The organism is Burkholderia sp. BCC1208 (genome assembly GCF_902833095.1).
In the GTDB taxonomy this organism is placed as follows: domain Bacteria; phylum Pseudomonadota; class Gammaproteobacteria; order Burkholderiales; family Burkholderiaceae; genus Burkholderia.
The window spans coordinates 211,354-237,601 of sequence record NZ_CADFDY010000013.1 but is presented as its reverse complement, the minus strand read 5'-3'; the positions used below and the strand labels follow the sequence as shown (position 1 = coordinate 237,601).

Below are 26,248 nucleotides of genomic sequence, written 5' to 3'. Positions count from 1 at the left end.
CACCATGAACGAAGAAATCCTGATCAACCTCACGCCGCAGGAAACGCGGGTCGCACTCGTCCAGCAAGGCGCGGTGCAGGAGCTTCACGTCGAGCGCACGCTGTCGCGCGGGCGGGTCGGCAACATCTATCTCGGCAAGGTCGTGCGCGTGCTGCCCGGCATGCAGTCGGCGTTCATCGACATCGGCCTCGAGCGCGCGGCGTTCCTGCACGTCGCCGACATCTGGCATCCGCGCCTCGCGGGCGAGCCGCAGTCGGCCACGCCGCACCAGCCGATCGAGAAGATCGTGTTCGAGGGGCAGACGCTGATGGTGCAGGTGATCAAGGATCCGATCGGCACGAAAGGCGCGCGGCTGTCGACCCAGGTCAGTATCGCGGGCCGCACGCTCGTCTACCTGCCGCAGGAGCCGCATATCGGCATCTCGCAGAAGATCGAGAGCGAAGCCGAGCGCGAGGCCGTGCGCGCACGCCTGACGGCCGTGATCCCGCCGGACGAGAAAGGCGGCTACATCGTGCGCACGATCGCCGAGGACGCCACCTCCGACGAGCTGGCCGGCGACGTCACCTATCTGCGCAAGACCTGGGCGACGATCGTCGCTCAAGCGCAGCGGCTGCCGGCGACGAGCCTGCTGTACCAGGATCTCGATCTCGCGCAGCGCGTGCTGCGCGATTTCGCGAACGACGACACGACGCGCATCCAGGTCGATTCGCGCGAGACCTACCAGCGCCTCGCGGAATTCGCGGGCGAGTTCACGCCGGCCGTGAGCCCGAAGCTGCATCACTACACGGGCGAGCGGCCGCTGTTCGACCTGTACAACATCGAGACGGAGATCCAGCGCGCGCTGTCGCGCCGCGTCGACCTGAAGTCGGGCGGTTACCTGATGATCGACCAGACCGAGGCGATGACGACGATCGACGTGAACACCGGCGGCTATGTCGGCGCGCGCAACTTCGACGACACGATCTTCAAGACCAACCTCGAGGCCGCGCACACGATCGCGCGACAGTTGCGGCTGCGCAACCTCGGCGGGATCATCATCATCGACTTCATCGACATGGAGAACGCCGAGCATCGCGACGCGGTGCTGTCCGAGCTCAAGAAGGCGCTGTCGCGCGACCGCACGCGCGTGACGGTCAATACCTTCTCGCAGCTCGGGCTCGTCGAGATGACGCGCAAGCGCACGCGCGAGTCGCTCGCGCACGTGCTGTGCGAACCGTGCCCGACCTGCCAGGGCAAGGGCCAGGTGAAGACGTCGCGCACCGTGTGCTACGACATCCTGCGCGAGATCCTGCGCGAATCGCGGCAGTTCAACCCGCGCGAGTTTCGCGTGATCGCCGCGCAGCAGGTGATCGACCTGTTCCTCGACGAGGAATCGCAGCATCTCGCGATGCTGATCGACTTCATCGGCAAGCCCGTGTCGCTGCAGGTCGAGTCGAATCTGAGCCAGGAGCAGTACGATATCGTGCTGATGTAACGTTCCGCCCATCCGCCGCCGGCAGCGCCGCGCGGCGCCCCGATGCGGCGGCCGGGCTGTTCGCGTATGCCGCGCCAGCACCCGCCGCCGCCCTTTTCATCGACCCTTTTCGCATTCACCACACACCATGAGCCAAGGCCACAACCGCCGCCAGCGCAAGAAACTCCACATCGGCGAATTCCAGGAACTCGCGTTCAACGCGACCGCACATTACCGCAACGAAATGACTGACCTCGAGCGCGGCCAGTTGATCGACGCGTTCATCGACTTCGTCGAAGCGAACGGGCTGCTGACCGTCGCGTCCGCGGACGAAGGCATCGGCGCGTACGTGATCTCCGGCGCGCCGCGCGGCACGACGACCGACGCCGACCGCGAACTCGTGCGCGGCTGGCTGGCCGCCCGTCCGGAACTGACCGACGTCAAGGTCAGCGAATTCACCGACGCGTGGTATCCGGACGCCTGATCTTCCGTTTTCCCGACGTACCCCCGGCGACGTTCGCGCCTGCCCGCCATGAGGGCCGGGTCCGGACGTCGCCGCCCGCCTCTCTCCCGCCACACGCCCATCTCTCTCCCGCCTCTCTCCCGTCTCTCTCCCGTCTCTCTCCCGCCACACTTCCCCCGTCGCCCGCCCGCTGCGCGGCCCAACCGACCCACATCCCTCGCGCCGTGTCGACAGGGCTTTTCCCGATTCCGGCCATGAAACGGACGCTTACTTCAATTTAACGATGGTTAAAGGAAGTCTTGCGTCGGTGAGCCTACTCTGATCGCAAAGAATCCTACGAATTTCGGCTCGATCGGCAAGCAATACGAAAGAATGCAAACCGCGCGGCCGGCAGGCGTTCCGGATTCCCAACCAGGTGACAACGCGACACGGCGACAGGTCAATCAGGGAGACGACAACCGAGGTGCCCGCCGCTTCGCTTTCGCGGCGGCGACACAGCGACGCACGTGAAGGCCGCCTGACCCATTCCTTCAATCGAGACGAGGACGACATGAACACGCAAGCCATCCATCAAGCAGGACTCCGAATGATTTTGATCGCTGCGGGCGTTGCGACGCTGGTATCGCTGTCCGCGTGCGGCGGCTCCGGCTCGCTGAGCCAGGGCACGGGCAGCTCCGGATCGGGTTCGGGCGACACGACGGCCACGACGGGCGGCACGGGCAACGGCTCCGGGAGCGGTTCCGGCAGCGGCTCGACCGTCGGCGGCACGGGCAGCGGCTCGGGCACAGGCACGTCGGGCACAGGCACGTCCGCCAATGCGTTCGGCCAGACCGTGGACGCGTCGAGCAATATCGTGACGGCCGCGGGCGGCGCGGTATCGGGCGTCGGCACGACGATTGCGGGCCAGTCGCTGCCGGGCACCAGTGCGTCGACCACGCAAGGGCTCGGCACCGTCGTGCAGGATGCCGGCGCGGCCGTCACGACGCTCGGTACCGGCCTCGGCTCGGGTCTCGGCCAGCTCGGCGCATCGTCGAACCCGGTCGGCACGACCGTCGCGAGCACGGGCGGCGTGGTCACGGACCTCGGCAACGCGGTGGCCGCGACGGGCGGCGTCGTATCGAGCCTCGGCGCGAGCGGGTCGGCGCTGGCGCCGCTGGCGCCCGTCACGTCGCCGGTCGGCGGCGCGATCACGATGCTCGGCAACACCCTCGCCGGCGGCGGCGCGACGCTCGGCACGCAACTGTCGACGGGGCCCGTCGCGCAGGTCACGGGCGCCGCGAGCTCGGCGATCACGCCGATCACGTCGACGGTCGGCTCGGTCACGCAGACCGTCGCATCGAGCACGCCGCTCGGCGCGCCGCTCACGAATCTCGTGACGACGGTCGGCAACGGCATCGCGAGCGCCGGCACGACGATCGCGAAGACCGGCGGCAATCCGTTGACGACGGGCGTCGGCAACGTCGTGACGGCCACCGGTAACACGGTGGCAACCGCCGGCACGGCACTGCTCGGCGGCGGCGCGGCGGCGATGAACCCGCTCGCGCCGGTGACCGGGCTCGTATCGACCGCCACCGGCGCGCTGGGCGGTGCGACGGGCGGCAGCAATCCGGCAGGCGCGCTCACGTCGGCGGTCGGCACCGTGACGGGCGCCGTGTCGGGCGCGGCCGGCGGCTCGCCGGTTGCGGGGCTGACGGGCGGCACCGGCGGCGGTGCCATCGCGAAAACCGGCGGCGGGCTGCTCGCCCCGGTGACGACGACACTCGGCGCGCTGGTCAAGTAAGCGAACGGCACGCGCGGCGCCCGCCTCGTCGTCGACGGGCGGGCGCCGAGCCAAACGCCGAGCCAAACGCCGAGCCAAACGCCGAGCCAAACGCCGAGCCAAACGCCGAGCCAAACGCCGAGCCAAATGCCGAGCCAAACGCCGAGCCAAACGCCGAGCCAAACGCCGAGCCAAGCGCCGAGCCAAACGCCGAGCCAAACGCCGAGCCAAGCGCCGAGCCAAACGCCGAGCCAAACGCCGAGCCAAACGCCGAGCCAAGCGCCGAGCGCCGAGCGCCGAGCGCCGAGCGCCGAGCGCCAAGTGCCGAGCCTAGCACTGAGCCAAGAGCCAAGCCGGCGTCGAAACCGCCCGGCAAGACGGGACCACCCCGCGAATAGCCCGCCGACTTCACCGTGAACGTGCCGGGGCAGCCGAGTTCGATGTTGCCGCCGTCAAGCTGGCGCCGCCGCTCCACTCGCGCGCTCCTTCTCCTCACGGTCTGCGAACGCTGTCCGGCCCCGCCCCCTTTCATCTTGCCCGCGCACTCGCCTGCGATCCGCCGTCGAAATCGGTCCTGAAAGCAAGACACGTTAAACTCTCACCTCGCGTGGTGCGCCGCCCGCACCCGCCATCCATCGCCAGCCGCGTGCCTTCGGGCCGCCCCCGACCCATGGAGTGAGTGTCAATGAGCGGCGGACTCCCGTTTCCCGCATCCCGCAAGTCGTTGCCGTCCTCGACGGTCTTCCTGATTCTCGCCGTCACAGCGTTGCTGTCCGGCTGCGGGCTGCTGCCGGTCCAGAACCCGCCCGCGCCGATCAGCGAGGCGCTCGTCGAGCCTGTCGAGGAAACCGCCGGCGAGCCGCTGACGATGCCGCCCGTGCCCGCGCCGACGCAACCGGAGGAACCGGAAGCGCCGAAGAAGCCGCACCGCGAGGTGACGCGGCCGAAGCCCGTGCAGCGCCCCGAATCGCCGACCCCGCCGCCGCCTCCGCCCCCGCCGCTCGTCGCGACGCGCGCGCTCGACCGCACCCAGATCCATGCGCTGCTCGACAGCGAAGTCGCGCGACGCAACGGCAAGGTAGTGGGCCGCGCGGTCGACATGGTGGTCGACGCGAGCGGCAAGCCGCGCGAAATGATCGTCAACCTGCAGGGCTTCATGGGGATCGGCGACCGCAAGGTCATCTTCCCGTGGAACGTGTTCCGCTTCACGCCGGGCGGCAAACAGGAGCCGATCGTGCTCGACGTGCCGTCGGGCGACCTGCCGCCGGCCGCGCGACCGAAGGCCGTGCCGCTGTCGGGTTCGCCCGCGGCGTCGCCGGCGACGCGACTGCCGATGCTCGACAGCGATGTCGAGCGCCCGAACGGCACGAAGATCGGCCGCATCGTCGACGTGCTGATCGACCGCGGCGCACAGCCGCAGGCCGTCGTGCTCGACCTCGGCGGGCTCGTCAATACCGACCGCCGGTCGATCGCCGCGAGCTGGGGCGCGCTGCGCTTCGTCACGCGCGACAAGGCGCTGCACCCGCAGCTCGACCTGAACGACGCCCAGATCAAGGCATCGCCGCCGTACGCGGCCGACAAGCCGATCGTCGCGGTCTTCCCGCCTGTTGCCCCGGCCGCGCCGGCTTCGTCTGCGAGTGCCACCCGATGACGATCAAGCATTCCGTCAGCGTTCGCAGTCTGCGCTCCCTCGACTGGCTCAACTTTTTCGTTGCAAACGTTCAAACCGGGTTCGGTCCGTTCATCGCGTCCTACCTCGCGTCGCACAAATGGACGCAGGGCGAGATCGGCATGGTGCTGTCGATCGGCACGATCAGCGCGATGGTCAGCCAGGTACCGGGCGGCGCGGCCGTCGACGCGCTGAAGAACAAGAAAGGCGCGGCCGCGTGGGCGATCGCGGCCATCATCCTGTCCGCGGTCCTGCTCGCATCGAGCCCGACGATCGTGCCGGTGATCGCCGCCGAGGTGTTCCACGGCTTCGCGAGCTGCATGCTGGTGCCGGCGATGGCCGCGATCTCGTTCTCGCTCGTCGGTCGCGCCGACCTCGGCGACCGGCTCGGCCGCAACGCGCGCTGGGCGTCGATCGGCAGTGCGGTCGCGGCGGGCCTGATGGGGCTGACCGGCGAATACTTCTCCGCGCGCGCGGTGTTCTGGCTGACCGCCGTGCTGGCCCTGCCCGCGCTGTTCGCGCTCGCGATGATCCAGCCGACGCACCAGGTGATTCCACAGTCGTCGAAGCCTGACGACCTCGACGAAACCGGCGAGCGCGAAACGCTGCTCGAATTGCTGCGCGACCGCCGGATGCTGATCTTCGCGGCCTGCGTCGTGCTGTTCCATCTGTCGAACGCCGCGATGCTGAACCTCGCGGCCGGCGAAGTCACGGCCGGGATGGGCGAAAACGTGCAGCTCGTGATCGCCGCGTGCATCATCGTGCCGCAGGCGATCGTCGCGATGCTGTCGCCGTGGGTCGGCCGCTCCGCGCAGCGCTGGGGGCGCCGGCCGATCCTGCTGCTCGGCTTCTCCGCACTGCCGGTGCGCGCGCTGCTGTTCGCCGGCGTCAGCAGCCCCTACCTGCTCGTACCGGTGCAGATGCTCGACGGCATCAGCGCGGCCGTGTTCGGCGTGATGCTGCCGCTGATCGCGGCCGACGTCGCGGGCGGCAAGGGCCGCTACAACCTGTGTATCGGGCTGTTCGGGCTCGCGGCCGGGATCGGAGCGACGCTCAGCACCGCCGTGGCCGGCTACGTCGCCGATCACTTCGGCAACGCGGTCAGCTTCTTCGGGCTCGCGGCCGCCGGTGCGCTCGCGGTGCTGCTGGTCTGGCTCGTGATGCCGGAAACCCGCGTCGAGAACGGCGATGCGACGGCCGGCGAACCGGCGGCCGCCTCGCCCGAACAGGCGCATTGACGGCGACGCGCCACCGCTCCCCGCTTCTCGGCCGATGCACGATGGATACGATCAGGACACTCAACGAAGCCCGCCAGCAGATTCAGCAGTCGATCTTCGATCTGTTCAAGGGGCTGTCATTCAGCGAGCGGCTCGCGCAAGGCGGGCTGATGGCGCTGCAGGCCGTCTGCGGCGCGTGCCTCGCGTATGCGATCGGCCGCGCGATGCATACCGAGCAGGCCGTGTGGGCGGCCATCACCGCGATCGCCGTCACGCAGCACAACTACTCGGACACGATGTCGCTGTCGCGCGACCAGTTCATCGGCGCGATGGTCGGCGGCATCCTCGGTTTCGCCGGTGCGGCGTTGGGCGGCGATCGCCTCGTCGCGTATGCGATCACGGTCGCGGTCGTGATCGTCTGCTGCTGGTGCCTGAACATCGGCAGCGCGGCACGGCTCGGCGGCGTGACCGCGACGATCGTGCTGCTGTTCCCGGGCAATGGCCCGCTGTGGGACGTTCCGCTGATCCGGCTCGGCGAAGTGACGCTCGGCACGGTGTGCGCGCTGGGTGTGTGCTGGGTGATGTCGAGAATCGAGCGGCGCTGGTTCCGCCGCGCGGCGGCAAAGTGACGCGGCTGTCGGGCAACGCGCCCGGCAGCCGGATGAACGATCGGAACGCTGCGTAACGGGTACGAACCGGGTTACGGACCGACCCGCAGCACGATGCCCGAGCCGATCTGCACGAGCAGGTAGTCGCCGCCGACGCCGACCCAGTGGTAGCCGCGCGGCGGCGCACTCAGGTGGTAGCCGCGCCAGTCGTCGACCACGTACTGGCGATCGCGGAACTCGTCCGGCAGCCGGTCGCCCCTGTGCCAGTCGCGGCGCGGCTGGTCGGCCCAGCGGGGCGGCACGTCGTCGTCCCGATGCATCGCCTGGCCCGGCGGCACGTGTTTCGGGCCGTGGCCGCGCTGCATGCCGGGGCCGCCGCGATCATCGCGATTGTCGTGGTTGCCGTGATCCTGCGCCATCGCCGCGGTGGCGGCGCAGCCCACCGCGATCAGTGCGGCCAGCATCATGCCGTGCATCTTCTTCATTGTCCTTCCCTCCGTGGTGTCGCGTCGAACAAGAAACGACCGGGACTGCCCGATGAAGACTAGCACACGGCATCGCGGCCGCATGACCGCGCGTCACGCCGCCTGCTGCTGGTACTGGATCCGGTGCAGGTGCGCGTAGAGGCCGCCGTGGCGCAGGAGTTCGTCGTGGCTGCCTTCCTCGACGATCTTGCCGGCCTCGAGCACGAGGATGCGGTCCGCGCGCTCGATCGTCGACAGCCGGTGCGCGATCACCAGCGTCGTGCGGCCTTCCATCAGCCGCTCGAGCGCGGCCTGCACGTGGCGCTCCGACTCCGAATCGAGCGCCGACGTCGCTTCGTCGAGGATCAGGATCGGCGCGTCCTTGTAGATCGCGCGCGCAATCGCGAGCCGCTGGCGCTGGCCGCCGGACAACCGCATCCCGTTGCCGCCGACCAGCGTATCGAGCCCGTCGGGCATCGCGGCGACCGCATCGGCGAGGTTCGCGGCCTCGAGCGCGGCCTGCACGCGCGCGCGGTCGGGTGTCTGGCCGTATGCGACGTTCGCGGCGATCGTGTCGTTGAACAGCACGACGTCCTGGCTGACCATCGCCATCTGGCTGCGCAGCGCGTGGAGATCGTAGTCGGGCACCGGCACGCCGTCGACCAGGATCGTGCCGTCCGTGGGGTCGAAGAAGCGCGGCAGCAGGTTCACGAGCGTCGTCTTGCCGCTCCCGGACGGGCCGGCCAGCGCGATCATTTCACCCGGCGCGACCTTGAACGAGATGCGGTCGAGCGTCGGCCGTTCGGCCGCGCCGTAGTCGAACGACACGGCGCGGAACTCGATCTCGCCGCGCGCCTGCGACAGCGGCCGCCCGCCGCCCCGCGGCTCGGCCGGCTCGTCGATCAGCCCGAAGATCAGCTCGGCGGCCGTCATCCCGCGCTGCAGCGGCTGGTTGACGTCGATCAAATGCTTGAGCGGCGAGATCACCAGCAGCATCGACGTGACGAACGCCACGAATCCGCCGACCGTCGTCTGGTCGTTCGACGACTGCACGACCGCGATCGTGATCACGACCGCGAGCGCGATCGACGCGAGGAACTGCGTGAGCGGCTGCGCGAGGCCGCCCGAGATCGTCATGCGCATCGCGTAGCCGCGCAGGCGCTTGCTCATCGCCGTGAAGCGGTCCATCTCGTACGCTTCGCCGTTGTGCACCTTGACGACCTTGTAGCCGCCGACCGTCTCCTCGACGATGTACGACAGCTCGTTGGTCAGCGTCTGGTGCTCGCGATTCAGGCGGCGCAGCCGGCGGTTGATCTTGCTGACGAGCCAGCCGATGCCCGGCAGGATCACCGCGACGATCAGCGTGAGCCGCCAGTTCAGGTAGAACAGGTAGCCGAGCAGGAAGATCACCGTCAGCGAGTCGCGCACGAGCGTGACCATCACGCCCGTCAGCACCGACAGGATCTGGTTGACCTCGAACACGATGGCGTTGATCACCGTGCTCGCGGTTTCGCGCTGGAAGAACGACGCGCCCGTGTGGAGCATCCGCTGGAACATCTCGAGCCGCAGCTGCAGCAGGATGCGGTTCGATACGTAGTTGAGCAGGTAATTCGATGCGTACTGCGATACGCCGCGCACGAGCGCGAGGCCGATCACCGCGATCGGCACGTACCACTTCGCGCGGTCGCTGCCGTGCGAGCCGAAGCCGTGGTCGAGCAGCGGCTTGAGCAGCGCCGGGATACCGGCTTCGGTGGCCGCGACGACGCCCATCGTCGCCACGGCGAGCACCACGATGCCGATGAGCGGCCGGATGTACGGCCACAGGCGCTTGAGGACCGTCACCGGCGAGGTGCCGGTGCCGTCCATCGGTTTGCGAAGAGTGTTCTGGGTTTCCAAGGCAATCCTTCTTGAGCCGCGATGCGGCGCCCGGCGCGTGGCCGCCCGGGTGTGCGCCCTCGTCGGGCGGGTGCCGAAAAGGGCTCAACATTATAGCTGCACCGCCCCCGCCGGCACGGCCATCGCCGATGCGGCCGGCGGCCGGCCCGACGGTATACTGCCGCTCACCGTTTTCTCCGCCTTTCCGACGATTTCATGGCTGAACCCTCCCTCGGCGTCGCCCTCATCGCCCTCAACGCGTCCGCGCGGCTCGCGCAGTGTCTCGATGCGCTGTCGTTCGCCGACGATATCGTCGTCGTCGACGGCGGCAGCACCGACGATACCGTCGCGATCGCCCAGGCGCACGGCGCGCGCGTGATCGTCGAGCGCGACTGGCCGGGCTTCGGCCCGCAGAAGAACCGCGCGCTCGACGCGCTCGGCACCGACTGGATTCTCTCGCTCGATACCGACGAAATCGTCACGCCGGAACTCGCGCGGTCGATCCGCGACGCGATCCGCGCGCCGGCCGCGCAGGTCTATGCGCTCGACCGGCTGTCGAGCTTCTGCGGCCAGTGGATCCATCACAGCGGCTGGTATCCGGACTGGGTGCCGCGGCTGTTCCGGCGCGGCACCGCGCGGTTCTCGGACGATCTCGTGCACGAGCGCCTCGTGTTCGAGACCGCCGCGCAGCGCCTGCCCGGCAAGCTGATGCACTACTCGTACGAGGATTTCGAAACGGTCGTGCGCAAGCTCGACGCGTATTCGACGGCCGGCGCGCGCCAGCGCCGCGCGGCCGGCCAGCGCGGCGGCTTCGGCAAGGCGCTCGGCCGCGGCGCCTGGGCGTTCGTGCGCACCTACGTGCTGCGGCGCGGGTTCCTCGACGGCCGCGCCGGCTTCATGATTGCCGTGTTCAACGCGGAAACCGTGTATTACCGTTTCCTGAAGCTCGGTCACGAACCGGCCCGCTAGGCGCCCGCCGGCGCGCGGCCGGCCCGGCGTTACAATGCCGGGTTGCGCGCACCGCGCGTGCCCGCCCGAGCGGCTGCGCCGCGCGCCGCCCGCCACGACGACCACCGAATCCGACCGCCATGTTCTCCATCATCATCCCGACCTGGAACAACCTGCCGTACCTCAAGCTCGTCGTCGACAGCCTGCGCCGGCATTCCGCGTACGACCACCAGATCATCGTGCACGTGAACGACGGCTCGGACGGCACGCTCGACTGGGTGCGCAACGAAGGGATCGAACACACCGCGTCGCCGACCAACATCGGCATCTGCCATGCGGTCAACCTGGCCGCGGCGCGCGCCGCGCGCGACTACGTCGTCTACATGAACGACGACATGTTCTGCTGCCCGGGCTGGGACACGGCGCTCGTGCGCCGCATCGAACAGATGCCGACCGATCTGTTCATGCTGTCGGGCACGATGATCGAGCCGGTCGACACGCGCAACCCATGCGTGGTCGTCAGCAATTTCGGCCGCGACGCCGAGCAATTCGACGCGGCGGGCCTCGTCGCCGCGACCCCGAAGCTGGCGCGCGCGGACTGGCTCGGCTCGACCTGGCCGCCGACGCTCGTGCACCGCGACTGGTGGAACCGCATCGGCGGCTACAGCAGCGAGCTGTCGCCGGGCATGAGCAGCGACAACGACTTCTCGATGAAATTCTGGGACGCCGGCTGCCGGATCTTCATCGGTGTCGGCGACAGCCTCGTGTACCACTTCCAGCAGAAGAGCACCGGCAAGATCGTCAAGAACGACGGCCGCCGCCAGTTTCTGAACAAATGGGGCATGACCCAGGCGACGTTCGACCGCTACTACCTGCATCGCGGCGAGCCGCTCGGCACGCGGATCGCGCTCGATACGCCGGCCGTGGAAGGCCGCCTCAAGCGCGCTCTGTTGCGCTCGCGGATCAAGCGCGCATTCAGCTGATCGCGCCCCGAAAACCGCACGGAAACCTGTCCTGCTTCGCGTATACTGCGCCGTTCGTCCCGGATCTCCCGCCGGGGCGCGCGGCGCGGTGCACGCTGTCCGCGAGCCGCATTCGTCCATACGACAGGTTCCGATGCTTTCGTTTTCCACTCCCGCCACGCGGCGCCTGACCGCCGCCCGTGCATTCGCCGTCGCCGCGCTCTGCATGGTGCCCGTCTCGACCGCGCTGACCAACGTGTTCTGCGGCCTGTTCGCCGTCGCGCTCGTGATCTCCCCCGAATTCTGGCGCGACCTGCGCTCGTTCGTCACCGAGCCGGCTTCGCTCGCGGCGCTGCTCATTCTGGCCGCGCTGGCCGTGAGCGTCACCTATACGGTCGCGCCGCACAACAAGGCGTGGAACTGGGTCGCGAAGTACGACAAGCTGTTGCTGCTGCCGTTCGCCGTGCTCGCGTTCCGTCATTCGAACTGGGCGCCGATCGTGCGGCGCTGCTGGTTCGGCACGCTGTGCGTGATCCTGCTGCTGTCGACGACCAACTACCTTGGGCTGACCGCGATCGGGCCGGCGCATGCGACCCAGTTGCCGCTGTCGCGCGCATGGGTGTTCAAAAACCACATCGCCGCCGGCATGTTCGGGGCGTTGCTCTTTTACCAGGCAGCCGATCTCGCGCTGGCGGCCCGCACGATGCCCGCCCGTGCCGCGTATGCGGGCATCGCCGCGTGGTCGCTCGTCAACGTGTTCGTGATGCTGCAAGGACGCACGGGGCAGGTGATCGCGCTGTTGCTGATCCTCGTCGTCGCCGTGCGTTTCGTGCTGTTGCTGCGCCGGCAGTCCGCCTTGCGCGCAGGGCTCGCCGCCGGCATGCTCGTCCTCGTCGGCGCCGCGCTCGTGGTCGCCGCCTGCACGGTTCACAACGGCCGGTTGACGAAGGTCGTAACGGAAGTGCAGCAATACCGGCAGAGCGATGCGGCCACGTCGACCGGGCTGCGCCTCGAGTGGTACAAGAAAGGGTTCGAGCTGTATCGCCAGCGCCCCGTGATCGGCTACGGCGCGGGCGGCCTCGAATCCGAATTCGAGAAGCTCACGGCCGGCAAGACGGCGGCCGAAGGCCAGCTCACGTCGAACCCGCACAATGAATACCTGCTGATGGCCGTGCAGCTCGGCTCGCTCGGCGTGCTGCTGTTCATCAACCTGATCGTGCAGATCGCGCGCGGCAGCCGCACGGTCGATCCGCGCTCGCGGCACTTGCTGCTCGCATGGCTCGCGATCTTCGCGATCGGCAGTCTCGCGAATTCGCTGCTGCTCGATTTCGCCGAAGGGCACCTGATCGTGCTGCTGGCCGGCATCCTGCTCGGTTGCGGCGAACGCGGCGAAGCGCTGCCGCGCGAAACGTCGGCGATCCGGCGCAGCATGTAACGCACGCCGGCATACGTTCCGCTGCCGTGCCGACCGGTTCGGCGGCAGCGGACATCCACCGTCGATGCCGGGGAGCCGCTTGGTTCGCCGCGAAACACGCGCCCTGCCAACGAAGCAAAACGCGCGTTTGCCGTGCGTCAGTCGGATCCGGCGCGGCGCAGCCGCGACGTGTCGACGACGATGTCGGCCGGGCCCGGCGAATTCAGCCCGAGCATCTCGGCAGCCGCGGCCTTCACGCGCTGCGCACCGAGATGGACGAGGCAGTCGCTGCGGCTGTCGACATGACGCTCGCAGCCTTCGTGCCGGCACGGCACGCAATCGCCCTCCCCTTGCAGCAGCCACACGTTCCCGTGCCGGCCCGAGCCGCGCAGCGACCACGGATTCGCGGTCGCGGGCCAGTGCTGCGGCCACGGCCCCCAGCGCACGGGGTCGGACGGCCCGAACAGTGCAATCGTGTCGGTGCCGGTCGCGGCCGCGACGTGCGTCGCGCCGGTGTCGGGCCCGATGAAGAGCCGCGCGCGCCGTACGAGCTCCGCGCTCTCGCCGAACGTCAGGCGGCCCACCAGGTTCAGCACGTCGCCGCCCGCCTCGGTCGCGACCTCCTCCGCATACTCGCGCTCTCGGTCGGCCGGCCCGCCCGACAACGCGACCGCGAAGCCCTGCTCGCGCAGCCAGCCGATCATTTCGACCCAGCCGTCGAGCCGCCATTGCTTGTAACGGAACATCGGATACGGATGCAGCACGACCAGCGGCTTGCCGGCGCGGATCGCGGGCGACTCGGCGAGCCACGCGTCGAAACGCGCGCGCCGCGCGGGATCGTCGCCGATGCCGGGCGCGACGACCTCGGACACCGGCTCGATGCCGATCACCGGCGCGAGTGCGAGCGTACTGACGACCGTATGCGCGGATTCGTGGTGATTGATCGCGATCCCGTTCAGCATCATCCGCGTGAGCCACGTGACGCGGTTCGGGTCGACGAGGCCGACCCGCTTGCGGCCGGCGAACCAGCTATAGAAACGCGGCCGGTCGGAACTCAGCGCCGCGCACGCGAGATCGTAGCGGCGCCACATCGACAGCGCGTCGCGCAACCGCTCGCCAAATCCCGCGCGCTGCGCGACCACGATCACGCGCCGCACGTCCGGATTGTGCTCGAGCACGCCCTCGGTGCCGCGAAACACCAGCATGTCGATCTGCGCGTCCGGCCAGCGGGCCTTCAGCGATCTTACGAGCGGCGTCGTCAGCAGCACGTCGCCGATACGGCGCGGCGCGGCAACGAGTATGGTTCTGGGCGGACGGACGGAAGAAAACAGGGCCACGGCGATCGTCTGGCTGGCTGAACAAGGCTGGCAATGTACAGGATTTTGCAGCAGGCGGCGCGGCGTCGCGCACCGGCCGTGCAGGCTACCGCGATGCGGCCCTGCCAGCGGTGCGGTGCGCGCGGCGCTACGAAGCGATCGTCACGATCGCGGGCGCCGTGGCGGCGGCCGGCTGCTCGGGCGCCGTGTCGGCCGCAGCATCGTCGCGATGGCCTCCCTCCGGCAGCAGGTGGCGCACCGCGCGCTCGACCGCATCGACGCCGATCGCATCGACGGTCGGGCCCGCGCGCAGGATCACGTGCGGCACGCCAAGCGGATGCCAGCGCAGGTATTTCTCGGGACGGTCCTCGAACAGTGCGGCCACCGGTACGCCGAGCGCCGACGCAAGATGGACGGGCGCGCTGTCGGCCGAGACGATCGCGTCGAGCAGGCTCGCGGCCGCCACCAGTTCGGCGACCGACGCAGGCGCGACATGCCGTGCATTCACGTCGCGCCATAGCTCGTCTTCGGCAGCCTGGCCGATGGCCGGATCGCGAAACACGATGACATCCGCGACAGGGGCGAGCCGCTCGCCGAGGTCGCGCCAGCGGTCGGCGGGCCAGCGGCGCTCGACCGCCTTGTTCGACACGAACAGCCCGACGCGCCGCTTCGTGCGCGCACCGAGCAGACGATGCCACGCTTCCTGCAGCGCGCGATCGGGATGAACCGACAGCTCAAGACGGTCGAGATCGGCGCAACCGAGTTCGGGCACCAGGCGGAAACCCGACAACGCTTCGTGGCACATCGGCCGCTGCGCGACATGCTCGGGCTTGCGATCGTCGAATTCGGTCCTGGCATCGTGCCAGCGGCAATCCTTCGCGCGAAGCTGGCGCGCGAACTGCATGCTGCTGCGATGCATGCCGCCGTTCGGCACGATCACGAGGTCGAACCGCAAGCGGCGCAGACGGCGCACGAGTCGCAGCCGGTCGAAAAATGCACGCATCCGGCCGGGACGGTCGTTGCGCTCGCACTGGCGGCTGTACACGTAGGTGTGGATCGTGTGCACGTGCGGGTTTCCGGCCAGCGCGGCCGCGTTGTAGCGGTTCGCGACCACATGCAGCTCCGCACCCGGCCAGCGCGCCTTCAGCGCGCGGAGAAACGCCGTCGTGCACAGCATGTCGCCCAGAAAATCGATCCGGATCACGAGGATCCGCTGCGGCGGGTTTCCATTGGCCATGGTCATGTGGTGACAATCAGTTTTTATCGTCGCGGCGGGCCGTTCCACGGCATCCCGGTCGAAGGCGGCGCTGGCGAGCGTTGCCACGCGCCGGCATGGACCCGCTCCTGTTTATGCATGCTACCGGCGCGGCGGCGCTCGCCGTGCGAACCGGTGGCTGGCGCCCCGTTCGTATGGTCAGCGCGGGATTGTATAGCGTCCGGATGGCCAGCCCAAGACCCAATTACCCTCGCACGTGAAAACGGCCCGCCGCATCGCGCGATGGCGATGCAACGGGCCGCCTGTACGCGACACCCGCCGAAGCGGGGTGCGGTCAGTACGTGATTTCGACGACGCTGCCGTCGAACGTCGCACGCAGCTCCGCCAGCAGCACATCGCTCGGCTTCACTCGCCAGGCGTCGCCCAGACGCATTTCGCCTTGCGCGCGCGCGTTGCTGTAGTGGATCTGGACTGCAAGCCCGTTCGGCAGCGGCGCCTGCGGACGCCGACCGCCATCGCGGCCGCCGCCGCGCGGCGCGGGCGCTTCGACCACCTTCGCCGCGGCCGGATCGTCCTTCGACACGTGCGGCTCGAGCACGCGGCGCAGCGCGACCGCGTCGGCGTTGCCGTTCATCGTCAGCCGCACGGCCTGCGCATAGCGGCTGCGCGCGCGCTCGAGATCCATCACGGTATCGGCCGTGAAGCGAATGCCGCCCGTGAACGCATCGTTGCGCGCCTGCCCCTGCACGATCAGCAGCTCATCCTCCTTGAACAGCGCCTTGTTCGCCTCGAACTGTTCGTTGAAGATCGTGATCTCGCACTGGCCCGAGCCGTCGTCGAGCAGCGCGATCAGCATCTTGCCGCGCTGGGTCATCTGCGTGCGCAGCGACGCGATGATGCCGGCGAGGAGCTTGTCGCGCCCCTCCTTCAGATCGCCGACCTTCTGTCGCACGAAGCGGCGCACTTCGTCTCGATACGCATCGAACAGGTGGCCGGACAGGTAGAAACCGAGCGCGGCCTTTTCTTCCTGCAGACGGCGCTTGTCGTCCCACGCGGGTTCGTCGACGAGCGCGTGCGCATGCGGCGACTCGGCGCCCATGTCGAACAGGCCGGCCTGCATCGCGTTCGCTTCGGCCTGATCGGCCGCTTCCATCGCGAGCGGCACCGACGCGATCAACTGCGCACGGTTCGGGTTCAGCGAATCGAACGCGCCGGCGCGGATCAGCGCCTCGACCGTGCGGCGGTTGACGACGCGCCGATCGATCCGTTCGCAGAAGTCGAACAGGTCGGTGAATGCCTTTTCCTCGCGGGCGCGCAGGATTTCCTCGATCGCGTTCTGGCCGCTGCCCTTCACCGCGCCGAGGCCGTAGCGAATCGTGCGCGAGCGCTTGCCGTCGGCTTCCGCGACCGGCTCGAACCGGTAATGCGACTGGTTGATGTCCGGCGGCAGCACGACGAGGTTGTTCACGACGCAGTCGTCGAACAGGATCTTCACCTTGTCGGTGTCGTCCATCGCGAGCGTCATGTTGGCCGCCATGAATTCGGCCGGATGGTGCGCCTTCAGCCACGCGGTGTAATACGCGAGCAGCGCATACGCGGCCGCGTGCGACTTGTTGAAGCCGTAGCCCGCGAACTTCTCCATCAAGTCGAAGATCTCGTCGGACTTCTCGCGCGTGAGGCCGTTCTTCGCCGCACCCTCGGCGAAGATCTCGCGGTGCTTGGCCATCTCCTCGGGCTTCTTCTTGCCCATCGCGCGACGCAGCAAGTCCGCGCCGCCGAGCGAGTAGCCGCCGATGATCTGCGCCATCTGCATCACCTGCTCCTGATAGACCATGATGCCGTAGGTCTCTTTCAGGACGGGTTCGACGCGCGGATCCGGATAGTCGACCTTCTCGCGCCCGTGCTTGCGTGCGCAGAAGCTCGGGATCAGATCCATCGGACCCGGACGGTACAACGACACGAGCGCGATGATGTCCTCGAAGCGGTCGGGCTGCGCATCCTTCAGCATGCCCTGCATCCCGCGACTTTCCAGCTGGAACACCGCGACCGTGTTGGCCTTCTTCAGAATCTGGAACGAGGCCGGATCGTCGAGCGGCACCTGCGCGAGCGACCAGTCGGCCTTCGACGGATCGAGGCGGCGAATGTAGCGCTCGGCCCAGTCGAGGATCGTCAGCGTGGTGAGACCCAGAAAGTCGAACTTCACGAGGCCGACGGCTTCGACGTCGTCCTTGTCGTACTGGCTGACCACGCCGCCGTCGTCGCCCTGCGTGTACAGCGGGCAGAAATCGGTCAGCTTGCCGGGCGCGATCAGCACGCCGCCCGCGTGCATCCCGACGTTACGCGTGAGGCCCTCGACGCGCTGCGCGAGATCGAGCAGCTGGTGCACTTCGTCCTCGTGGTCGTAGCGCTCCTGCAGCTGCGGCTCTTCCTTCATCGCGTCGGCAATCGTCACATGCTTGCCGGGCTTGAACGGAATCAGCTTCGCGACGCCGTCGGTGAACATGTAGCCGAGGTCGAGCACGCGGCCGATGTCGCGCACGGCCGCCTTCGCGGCCATCGTGCCGAACGTGGCGATCTGCGAGACGGCGTCCGCGCCGTATTTCTCCTTCACGTACTGGATCACGCGATCGCGGCCGTGCTGGCAGAAGTCGATGTCGAAGTCGGGCATCGACACGCGTTCCGGGTTCAGGAAGCGCTCGAACAGCAGGTTGTAGCGCAGCGGATCGAGGTCGGTAATGCCGAGCGCGTACGCGACCAGCGAGCCGGCGCCCGAGCCGCGGCCCGGGCCGACCGGCACGCCGTTGTTCTTCGCCCAGTTGATGAAGTCCGCGACGATCAGGAAGTAGCCGGGGAAGCCCATCTTCGTGATGGTCCCGCACTCGAATTCGAGGCGCTTGTAGTACGTGTCGCGCTGCGCGTCGCGCTCGGCTTCGACCGGATACAACTGCGCGAGGCGAGTCTCGAGCCCTTCCTTCGACAGCTGGACCAGATAATCGTCGAGCGACATGCCGTCGGGGGTCGGAAACAGCGGCAGTTTCGGTTTGCCGAGTTCGAGCTTCAGGTTGCAGCGCTTCGCGATCTCGACCGTGTTCGCGATGGCCGACGGCAGGTCGGCGAACAGCGCGACCATGTCGTCCTGCGTGCGGAAATACTGGTCGGTCGTGAAACGCTTCTGGCGCCGCGGGTTCGCGAGGATGTCGCCTTCCGAGATGCACACGCGCGCCTCGTGCGCGGTGAAATCGTCGTCGGTCATGAACTGCGTCGGGTGCGTCGCGACGACCGGCAGCTTCAGCGACGCGGCGAGCGTCGCGGCCTGCTGGATGTACGCCTCGGCGCCCGGCTGGCCGTAACGCTGCAGCTCGATGTAGAAGCCGCCCGGAAACACCCGCGCCCAGCGCTCGGCGTGACGGCGCGCGGCGTCTTCGTTGCCCGCGGCCAGCGCGAGCCCGATATCGCCCTGTTGCGCGCCCGACAGCGCGAGCAGCCCCTGCGCGAGCTCGCCGTCGAGCCAGCTCGCGTCGAGTTCCGCGCGGCCGCGGTACTGGTTCGTGAGCCATGCCTTCGACAGCAGCTCGCAGAGATTCAGGTAACCGACCTTGTCCTTGACCAGCAGCAGCAATCGCGACGGCTTGTCGCGGTCGTCGGGATTGGCAATCCAGACGTCGCAGCCGGCGATCGGCTTGATGCCCTTGCCGCGGGCTTCCTGGTAGAAACGGACGAGACCGAATGCGTTGCCGAGATCGGTGAGCGCGAGCGCGCCCTGACCGTCCGCGGCCGCCGCGTTGACGATGTCGTCAATGCGCACGATGCCGTCGGCGATCGAGAATTCGGAGTGAACGCGAAGATGGACGAAGCGAGGATCTGACATGGGCGCTATTGTAGCCGCCTCGCCGCGCAGGCTGCCCAAAAAATGCCCGCTTTGGCCGTTCGGCCGATGCACGCGGCGACGCGTCGCGCGGTTGGCCGATCGGCCGGGTACCGATGCCCGCGCCGTTTGCGGGATAATACGGTTTTTCGAATCAACGCCCCGGCTTCGCACCCTTTTTTGCGGGCCGCCGTGCGGCCGTTTTCCCGTCGGACCATCATGACCATCGTCAACCTCGCCGCCTACCACTTCGTCTCGCTCGACGCGAACGAGCAATGGCGCCCGCTCGTCACCGCCCGCTGCAACGAACTCGGCCTGCGCGGCACGATCCTGCTCGCGCCGGAAGGCATCAACCTGTTCGTCGCCGGCACGCGCGAAGCCGCCGACGCGTTCATCGCATACATCCGCCACGATCCGCTGTTCGAAGGCAAGTTCGCGACGCTGCAGTTCAAGGAAAGCCTGTCCGACTCGCAGCCGTTCCGCCGCATGCTCGTGCGCCTGAAGCGCGAGATCATCACGATGAAGAAGCCCGCGATCAAGCCGGAACTCGGCCGTGCGCCGTTCGTCGACGCGCGCACGCTGAAGGCGTGGCTCGACCGTGGTCACGACGATACCGGCCGCCCGGTCGTGATGCTCGACACGCGCAATGCGTTCGAAGTCGACGTCGGCACGTTCGACAACGCGCTCGACTACCGGATCGACAAGTTCAGCGAATTCCCGGAAGTGATCGACGCGAACCGCGCCGACCTCGAAGGCAAGACGGTCGTGTCGTTCTGCACCGGCGGCATCCGCTGCGAGAAGGCCGCGATCCACATGAAGGAAATCGGCATCGACAACGTGTACCAGCTCGAAGGCGGGATCCTGAAGTACTTCGAGGAAGTCGGCGGCGCGCACTATCACGGCGACTGCTTCGTGTTCGACTACCGCACCGCGCTGAACCCGCAGCTCCAGCCCACCGAGAACGTCACGTGCTTCGCGTGCCGCGCGGTCGTCACGCCGGAAGCGCAACAATCGCCGAGCTACGTGTCCGGCAAGTCGTGCCCGGCCTGCGCACCGGCAGCCAGCGCCGCGTAACGGCGCGTCGCACCGCGCCCCGCCGATGAACCACGGCTATCGCGGCCGCTTCGCGCCATCGCCCACCGGCCCGCTGCACTTCGGCTCGCTGGTCGGCGCGCTCGCGAGCTGGCTCGACGCACGCGCGCACGGCGGCACCTGGCTCGTGCGCATCGAGGATCTCGACGGCCCCCGCACGGCGCCCGGCGCGGCTGACGACATCCTCGCGACGCTCGCCCATTTCGGCATGACACCCGACGAGCCGCCCGTCTGGCAGAGTACGCGCGACGCGGCCTACACGGCCGCGCTCGAGCGGCTCGTCGCGGCGGGGCTCGTGTATCCGTGCGGCTGTACACGCAAGGAAATCGCCGATTCGCTGCGCTCCGCCCATGAACGCCACACGACGCTCGCGTATCCGGGCACCTGCCGCACCGGTCTGCACGGCAAGCCCGCGCGCGCATGGCGACTGCGCGTGCCGGACGGCGACGACGCGCTCATCGCGTTCGACGATCGCTGGCAGCACACGCAATCGCAGAACCTCGCGACCGAAGTCGGCGATTTCGTGCTCAAACGCGCGGACGGCCAATGGGCGTATCAGCTCGCGGTCGTCGTCGACGATGCCGACGCCGGCATCACGCACGTCGTGCGCGGCGCCGACCTGCTCGATTCGACCGCGCGCCAGATCTATCTGCAGCGCTGCGTCGGCGTGCCGACTCCCGAGTACCTGCACGTGCCGGTCGTCGTCGATGCCAACGGCGAAAAGCTCAGCAAGCAGACCGGCGCGACGGCGCTCGAACGCAACGATCCGCTGCCGGCGCTGCGGGCCGCGGCCGCACATCTCGGACTGTCGAACGATGGCGATCTACCGGGCGATACGATCGACGCGTTCCACGCGGCCGCGACCGATGCGTGGGCGCGTCGCTTCGGGCCGCGCGCCGGTTGAATCGCGGGCACGGCACCGGCCCATGCCGACTACGTTCCCGCATCGGTCAGCGTCGAATCCGATCGCATGAACGCGTGATGGAAACTTGAGCGCCACATCCGCCACGACACCGCATCGAAATATCCAGCCCGCGACAAGCAATCGCCCCCGCACGCACGCTCCGCCCCGATCGTCCGGCCCAATGAAAAACGGGCACATGCTTGTCGCATGCACCCGCCTGTCCGGCAGCACTCACGTGCCGCCCTGCCGCTTCGTCCCGCTTACGCCGACGGCTTGCGCGGCATTCCGAACCCGCCGAGCAGCGCGGCGACCTGACGCTTCGGCCCTTTCTTCTCGGGCTGCTGCTCGGCCGACGTGTCGTCCGGCTGCTTCGCCGACGCCGACGGCTCGTACGGTTTCAGGAAGAAATCGTCGACCGGCGCTTCGTGGCGGCGATGATGGCCACCACGCTCGGAACTGCCCGACCGGCGACCCGATGCACCGCGATGCTCGTCGCGCTCGCGCCGACCGCCCCGCTCGCCACCGCGTTCGCCACCACGCTCGCTGCTGCGCTCACCGGCACGCTCGCCTCCGCGCTCACCGCCGCGCTCGTCGTGACGCTGGCGCGCCGGCTTGTCGAGCCTGAGCGTCTGCACTTCGAGCGGACGCTTGATCAGCTTCTCGATATCGGCGAGCTGCTTGCGCTCGTTCGGGCTGCACAGCGACAGCGCGTCACCCGTCGCCCCCGCACGACCGGTACGGCCGATCCGGTGCACGTAGTCTTCCGCGCTGAACGGCAGGTCGAAGTTGATCACGGCCGGCAGCTCGGCAATGTCGAGACCGCGCGCGGCCACGTCGGTCGCGACCAGCGCCTCGATTTCGCCGCGCTTGAACGCGTCGAGCGCCTGCATCCGCTCGAGCTGCGTCTTGTCGCCGTGAATCGCCGACGCGACCACGCCGTCGCGCTCGAGGTTGCGCGCGAGGCGACTCGCGCCGATCTTGCTGTTGCAGAACACGATCACCTGCTTGAGGCCGCGATCGCGCAGCAACTGCACGACGGCCGCCTGCTTGTCGCCTTCGGCGACGTCGTAGACGATCTGCGTGACGTTCGCGTTCGTCGAGTTGCTGCGCGCGACCTCGATCGTCTGCGGGTTGCGCAGGTAGGTCGACGCGAGCTTCTTGATTTCGCCCGAGAACGTGGCCGAGAACAGCAGCGTCTGACGCTCCTTCGGCAGCAGGTTCAGGATGCGCTGCAGATCGGGCAGGAAGCCCATGTCGAGCATCCGGTCGGCTTCGTCGAGCACGAGGATCTGCACCTGGCCGAGGTTCGCCGTCTTTTGCTGCACGTGGTCGAGCAGGCGGCCCGGCGTCGCGATCAGGATCTCGACGCCGCGGCGCAGTTCGGCCGATTGCGGGTTCATGTCGACGCCGCCGAACACCACCGCGCTGCGCAGCGGCGTGTGCTTCGCATACGCGTGCACGTTCGCGGCGACCTGGTCGGCGAGTTCGCGGGTCGGCGTGAGGATCAGCGCCCGCACGGGGTGGCGCGCCGGTGACGCGCTCGTGCTGGCCTGCGGCAGCAGGCGCTGGATGATCGGCAGCGAGAAGCTCGCGGTCTTGCCGGTGCCCGTTTGCGCGGCGCCCATGACGTCGCGGCCGGCGAGCACGACCGGAATGGCCTGGGCCTGAATCGGCGTCGGCGTCGTATAGCCCTGCTCCACGATGGCTTTCAGGATATCGGCGGCAAGGCCGAATTGGTCGAAGGTTGCGTCGACGGGCTTGGCGACAGAATCGGACATGGTGGCGTTTCGCTCAAAAGGCGCGGCGGGGACATCGTGCGTCAGGCCGGCCGGGCCTGCGCTCATCACAATTCGGAAATAGACGGAACCGCGGCGCGCCGCGCGGCGCCGCTCTGGCGTTTGGGACCGGTTCAATGCGAACGCTGGACGCCAAGCCGTGCGGACTCCGTTCGGCGCGAATGCCGGCGGAAAGGGCCGTATTGTAGCACCGTGCGGGCATCTGTCCGTGACAACGCCGCGAACGACCACGACCGCCGCACGCGCGGCGTGCCCCTCGGGCCCGTGCGGCCGGGTAACTGGCCGATCGGGCTATCCGTACCGGCCGGCGAACAATATTAGGGGCTCGATCCAGACATCCCGTACCGACATGCCCGTCGCCCGCCCCGTATCGGGCCTTCAGCCCGGCAGCCGGACAACCGGACAACCGGTCCGAATACGCTCCGCGAGCGCGCCCGCCGCTCAGCCCTTCTTCTTTTTCTTCTCGATCTGCACGCAGTCGCCCAGCAGCGGCGGCGACTGCGGGTCGGCGATCTCGTCGCGCAGTGTCGCTTCCTTGCCCTTCGTCCACCACGTATAGCGGCCGGCCTGGTAGCGCGCGCCCGACGCCGACACCGTATCGACGAACAGCATCTGCTTGCCGTCCACCGGCACGAGCGCGAAGCTCTGGCCGTTGCCCGCGAGCCAGTACGACACGCGCACGGGCGGCTTGTGGTTCGCGCACTGGTAGACGGTTTGCTGGCGCGCGTCGGCGTCGATCTCCTCGACGGTCAGTTGCGCGGCATGCGCGACGGAAACGGCGGTGCCGGCGAACGCAAGCGCGGCGACGGTTTGGCGAATCATGCAGGTCCTCTCACGAGACGGGTGGAAACGCGCCCTCGCGGGGCGCGGTTATTGTTGACTGGATTGGCGGGAAATCGCGCCGGCTGCCGGGATCAGGGATCGATCACGTCCGCGCACGCGTCGGTCGGCGCCGCGGCGATATGGCCGACGAGCGGCACGATCTTGAGCCCGGCCGACGCCACCCGGCACGGCGCGGCCGCGACGCCGCAGCCCGCGAGACTCGCGACGAGCGCCAGCGCGGCGCCCAGCTTTCCGATACGCAACCATCGCGACGTCATCGTCCTCTCCTCGTTCCGTCAGCGCGCCGACACGGGTCGGACGGCCGCGGCAGCGCGCTTCGCGCGTTCGCGGGCTTCGTCGACGGTCGCACCGGTCGCCAGCGCGACGCCCATGCGCCGCTTCGCAAAACTTTCCGGCTTGCCGAACAGGCGCAGGTCCGCGCCCGGCACCGCAAGCGCGTCGCGCACGCCTTCGAACGCGATCCCGCGCTCGTCGAGGCCGCCGTAGATCACCGCCGACGCGGCCGGCGTGCCGAGCGCCGGATCGACCGGCAGCCCGAGAATCGCACGCGCGTGCAGCTCGAATTCCGACTGGCGCTGCGATGCGAGCGTGACGAGGCCCGTATCGTGCGGCCGCGGGCTCACCTCGGAGAACCATACGTCGTCGCCGCGCACGAACAGCTCGACGCCGAATATCCCGCGCCCGCCGAGCGCCTCGGTCACCTTGTGTGCGATCTCGCGCGACTTCTCGAGCGCCGCCGCGCTCATCGGCTGCGGCTGCCACGATTCGACATAGTCGCCCGCCACCTGCACGTGGCCGACCGGTTCGCAGAAATAGGTGCGCGTGTCGAGCGTCGCCGGATCGATCGCGCGCACGGTCAGTTGCGTGATCTCGTAGTCGAAATCGACGAAGCCCTCGACGATCACGCGGCCGTGGTTCACGCGCCCGCCCGCCATCGCGTAGTCCCACGCGGGTTTCACGTCGGCGTCGGTCTTCACGACCGACTGCCCCTTGCCCGACGACGACATCACGGGCTTCACGACGCACGGCATGCCGATCTTCGCGACGGCCGCGCTGAAGGCCTCGAACGAATCCGCGAACGCATACGGGGAAGTCGGCAGGCCGAGCTCCTCGGCCGCGAGCCGGCGGATCCCTTCGCGATTCATCGTGAGCTGCGTCGCGCGCGCGGTCGGGATCACCTCGGCGAGGCCGGCCGCCTCGATCGCCGCGAGTGCGTCGGTGGCGATCGCCTCGATCTCGGGGACGATCAGGTGCGGGCGTTCGGCTTCGACGACGGCCCGCAGCGCGGCCGGGTCCGTCATGTCGATCACGTGCGCGCGATGCGCGACCTGATGGCCCGGCGCGTCCTGATAGCGGTCGACCGCGACGACTTCGACGCCGAGACGCTGCAACGCGATGATGACTTCCTTGCCGAGTTCGCCGGCGCCGAGCAGCATGACGCGCGTGGCCGAGGGCGAAAGCGGCGTACCGAGCCGCTGACCGATCTGCATGTGATTTCCCGCTGGTTCTGTTGGAGGACGAAAACGGCTTCGATGTTAACACGGGCATCCGGGCCGGTTTGGGCGGTTTGGCCCCGCCCGCGCCGGGTCGCGCGAGGCCCGCGGGCGGGCCGCGAACGTTTTCATGCGCGAAGTGTCGGCTCGCCTGCCGCGGGGCGGGTGCGTTACTCTTACGCCTTGATCAGAATCCGAAGAGGAACGAGGCTCATGTCCCACCTGTCCGCGGCCGCACGCGCACGCACCGGCCTGCTTCGCCCGTTGCGCGCGCCGCTTTGCGCGTTGACGCTTGCCACGCTTCTCGCCGCCTGTGCGATGCCGACCCATCCCGATTCCGCCGCCCCCGCGCCCGACCCGTACAACCCGGCCGCCGTCCAGCTGCTCGACGACACGAACTGGGAGCTCACCAGTTGGGTGAACGCCGACGGCACGCAACGCACGATCCCGCACGGCGACAACGGCGAGCCGATCAAGCTCGCGCTGTCGACCGACTCGGGCATCCGGCGCGCAAGCGGGTTCTCGGGCTGCAACCGCTACATGGGCACCTACGCGATCAAGAACGGCCTGCTGAGCTTCGGCCCGCTCGCCGGTACGCGAATGGCCTGCCCGAACACGCTCGGCGGCCAGCTCGAATCCGCGTACCTCGACGCGCTCGCTCACGTCGAGAAGACCGGCGTGCAGATGCGCGCCCCCCAGCAATTGCAGATCGTGACCCAAGCCGGCGCAACGCTGACGTTCACGCACCGGAGCCCTTGATGTAAGGCGCGCGCGAAGGCCGACCGACCGCCTTCGCGTGGCGCGCCACGCGCACGTGCAACCCACGTGCGTCGCGCGGCGTGAATCGAAATCACGCCGCGTTAGAGTCTTGTTCGCCGGCCGGTTAAACTC

Annotated in this window: 21 protein-coding genes; 12 read left to right on the top strand and 9 right to left on the bottom strand. The window is 68.6% G+C overall.

The features are described from left to right. Window positions 1-4 precede the first annotated feature (4 nt). From rng to HWX09_RS29980, 6 genes are all read left to right on the top strand, one after another. Window positions 5-1,474, top strand: coding sequence for a ribonuclease G (gene rng, locus HWX09_RS30005; protein WP_027785030.1), 1,470 nt, complete (start codon window positions 5-7; stop codon window positions 1,472-1,474). A 127-nt stretch (window positions 1,475-1,601) separates the two neighbouring features. After that, window positions 1,602-1,937: a 50S ribosome-binding protein YggL gene (locus HWX09_RS30000; RefSeq protein WP_027785031.1), complete on the top strand. Its 336-nt coding sequence runs from the start codon at window positions 1,602-1,604 to the stop codon at window positions 1,935-1,937. Window positions 1,938-2,466: 529 nt separating this feature from the next. After that, entirely contained in the window at window positions 2,467-3,696 is a 1,230-nt protein-coding gene (locus HWX09_RS29995; RefSeq protein WP_027785032.1) for a collagen-like triple helix repeat-containing protein, read from the top strand. Window positions 3,697-4,360: 664 nt separating this feature from the next. Beyond that, window positions 4,361-5,326: a PRC-barrel domain-containing protein gene (locus HWX09_RS29990; protein WP_027785033.1), complete on the top strand. Its 966-nt coding sequence runs from the start codon at window positions 4,361-4,363 to the stop codon at window positions 5,324-5,326. Further along, on the top strand, window positions 5,323-6,582 hold the full coding sequence (locus HWX09_RS29985) for an MFS transporter (RefSeq protein ID WP_027785034.1): 1,260 nt from the start codon (window positions 5,323-5,325) through the stop codon (window positions 6,580-6,582). Before HWX09_RS29990 ends, HWX09_RS29985 begins: the two co-directional genes overlap by 4 nt. A 41-nt stretch (window positions 6,583-6,623) precedes the next feature. Further along, window positions 6,624-7,190, top strand: coding sequence for an FUSC family protein (locus tag HWX09_RS29980; protein ID WP_027785035.1), 567 nt, complete (start codon window positions 6,624-6,626; stop codon window positions 7,188-7,190). 71 nt (window positions 7,191-7,261) lie between these two features. On the opposite strand, the gene HWX09_RS29975 is transcribed toward HWX09_RS29980, so the two are convergent. Continuing rightward, window positions 7,262-7,654, bottom strand: coding sequence for an RcnB family protein (locus tag HWX09_RS29975; protein WP_027785036.1), 393 nt, complete (start codon window positions 7,652-7,654; stop codon window positions 7,262-7,264). Window positions 7,655-7,747: 93 nt separating this feature from the next. Further along, on the bottom strand, window positions 7,748-9,499 hold the full coding sequence (gene msbA, locus HWX09_RS29970; RefSeq protein WP_034185430.1) for a lipid A export permease/ATP-binding protein MsbA: 1,752 nt from the start codon (window positions 9,497-9,499) through the stop codon (window positions 7,748-7,750). 225 nt (window positions 9,500-9,724) lie between these two features. Here msbA and HWX09_RS29965 point away from each other — a divergent pair, with 225 nt between their 5' ends. The 3 genes from HWX09_RS29965 (at window position 9,725) to HWX09_RS29955 (ending at window position 12,853) form a co-directional block, all read left to right on the top strand. After that, entirely contained in the window at window positions 9,725-10,477 is a 753-nt protein-coding gene (locus HWX09_RS29965; protein ID WP_027785038.1) for a glycosyltransferase family 2 protein, read from the top strand. A gap of 119 nt (window positions 10,478-10,596) precedes the next feature. After that, the gene (locus tag HWX09_RS29960; protein WP_027785039.1) at window positions 10,597-11,439 is read left to right on the top strand and encodes a glycosyltransferase; all 843 of its coding nucleotides are present in this window, start codon (window positions 10,597-10,599) and stop codon (window positions 11,437-11,439) included. 133 nt (window positions 11,440-11,572) lie between these two features. Then, complete coding sequence (locus HWX09_RS29955; protein ID WP_027785040.1) at window positions 11,573-12,853, top strand: O-antigen ligase family protein; 1,281 nt, start codon at window positions 11,573-11,575, stop codon at window positions 12,851-12,853. A 137-nt stretch (window positions 12,854-12,990) separates the two neighbouring features. Here the strand turns inward: HWX09_RS29955 and HWX09_RS29950 are convergent, their stop codons facing one another. From HWX09_RS29950 to dnaE, 3 genes are all read right to left on the bottom strand, one after another. Beyond that, window positions 12,991-14,169: a glycosyltransferase family 9 protein gene (locus HWX09_RS29950; RefSeq protein WP_027785041.1), complete on the bottom strand. Its 1,179-nt coding sequence runs from the start codon at window positions 14,167-14,169 to the stop codon at window positions 12,991-12,993. Window positions 14,170-14,296: 127 nt separating this feature from the next. Further along, complete coding sequence (locus tag HWX09_RS29945; protein ID WP_027785042.1) at window positions 14,297-15,385, bottom strand: glycosyltransferase family 9 protein; 1,089 nt, start codon at window positions 15,383-15,385, stop codon at window positions 14,297-14,299. A gap of 313 nt (window positions 15,386-15,698) precedes the next feature. Continuing rightward, the gene (dnaE, locus tag HWX09_RS29940) at window positions 15,699-19,232 is read right to left on the bottom strand and encodes a DNA polymerase III subunit alpha (protein WP_027785043.1); all 3,534 of its coding nucleotides are present in this window, start codon (window positions 19,230-19,232) and stop codon (window positions 15,699-15,701) included. A gap of 216 nt (window positions 19,233-19,448) precedes the next feature. On the opposite strand from dnaE, the gene HWX09_RS29935 reads away from it, so the two are divergent. Together HWX09_RS29935 and gluQRS are read left to right on the top strand one after the other, a co-directional pair. Next, window positions 19,449-20,303 (top strand): sulfurtransferase, encoded by an 855-nt coding sequence (locus tag HWX09_RS29935; RefSeq protein ID WP_027785044.1) that lies wholly within the window; start codon window positions 19,449-19,451, stop codon window positions 20,301-20,303. A gap of 25 nt (window positions 20,304-20,328) precedes the next feature. Further along, window positions 20,329-21,225, top strand: coding sequence for a tRNA glutamyl-Q(34) synthetase GluQRS (gene gluQRS / locus HWX09_RS29930; RefSeq protein WP_027785045.1), 897 nt, complete (start codon window positions 20,329-20,331; stop codon window positions 21,223-21,225). A gap of 260 nt (window positions 21,226-21,485) precedes the next feature. Here the strand turns inward: gluQRS and HWX09_RS29925 are convergent, their stop codons facing one another. The 4 genes from HWX09_RS29925 to purT all read right to left on the bottom strand — a co-directional run bounded on the left by HWX09_RS29925 (window position 21,486) and on the right by purT (window position 25,354). Next, on the bottom strand, window positions 21,486-23,069 hold the full coding sequence (locus HWX09_RS29925) for a DEAD/DEAH box helicase (RefSeq protein WP_034185431.1): 1,584 nt from the start codon (window positions 23,067-23,069) through the stop codon (window positions 21,486-21,488). A 393-nt stretch (window positions 23,070-23,462) separates the two neighbouring features. Next, window positions 23,463-23,843 (bottom strand): MliC family protein, encoded by a 381-nt coding sequence (locus HWX09_RS29920; RefSeq protein ID WP_027785047.1) that lies wholly within the window; start codon window positions 23,841-23,843, stop codon window positions 23,463-23,465. Between the two features lie 92 nt (window positions 23,844-23,935). Next, complete coding sequence (locus tag HWX09_RS29915; RefSeq protein ID WP_027785048.1) at window positions 23,936-24,121, bottom strand: DUF6726 family protein; 186 nt, start codon at window positions 24,119-24,121, stop codon at window positions 23,936-23,938. 18 nt (window positions 24,122-24,139) lie between these two features. Continuing rightward, the gene (gene purT, locus HWX09_RS29910; RefSeq protein ID WP_027785049.1) at window positions 24,140-25,354 is read right to left on the bottom strand and encodes a formate-dependent phosphoribosylglycinamide formyltransferase; all 1,215 of its coding nucleotides are present in this window, start codon (window positions 25,352-25,354) and stop codon (window positions 24,140-24,142) included. 216 nt (window positions 25,355-25,570) lie between these two features. Between purT and HWX09_RS29905 the strand changes: the two genes are divergently transcribed. Further along, window positions 25,571-26,116, top strand: a complete 546-nt coding sequence (locus HWX09_RS29905) for an META domain-containing protein (RefSeq protein WP_027785050.1) — start codon at window positions 25,571-25,573, stop codon at window positions 26,114-26,116. Window positions 26,117-26,248 lie beyond the last annotated feature (132 nt).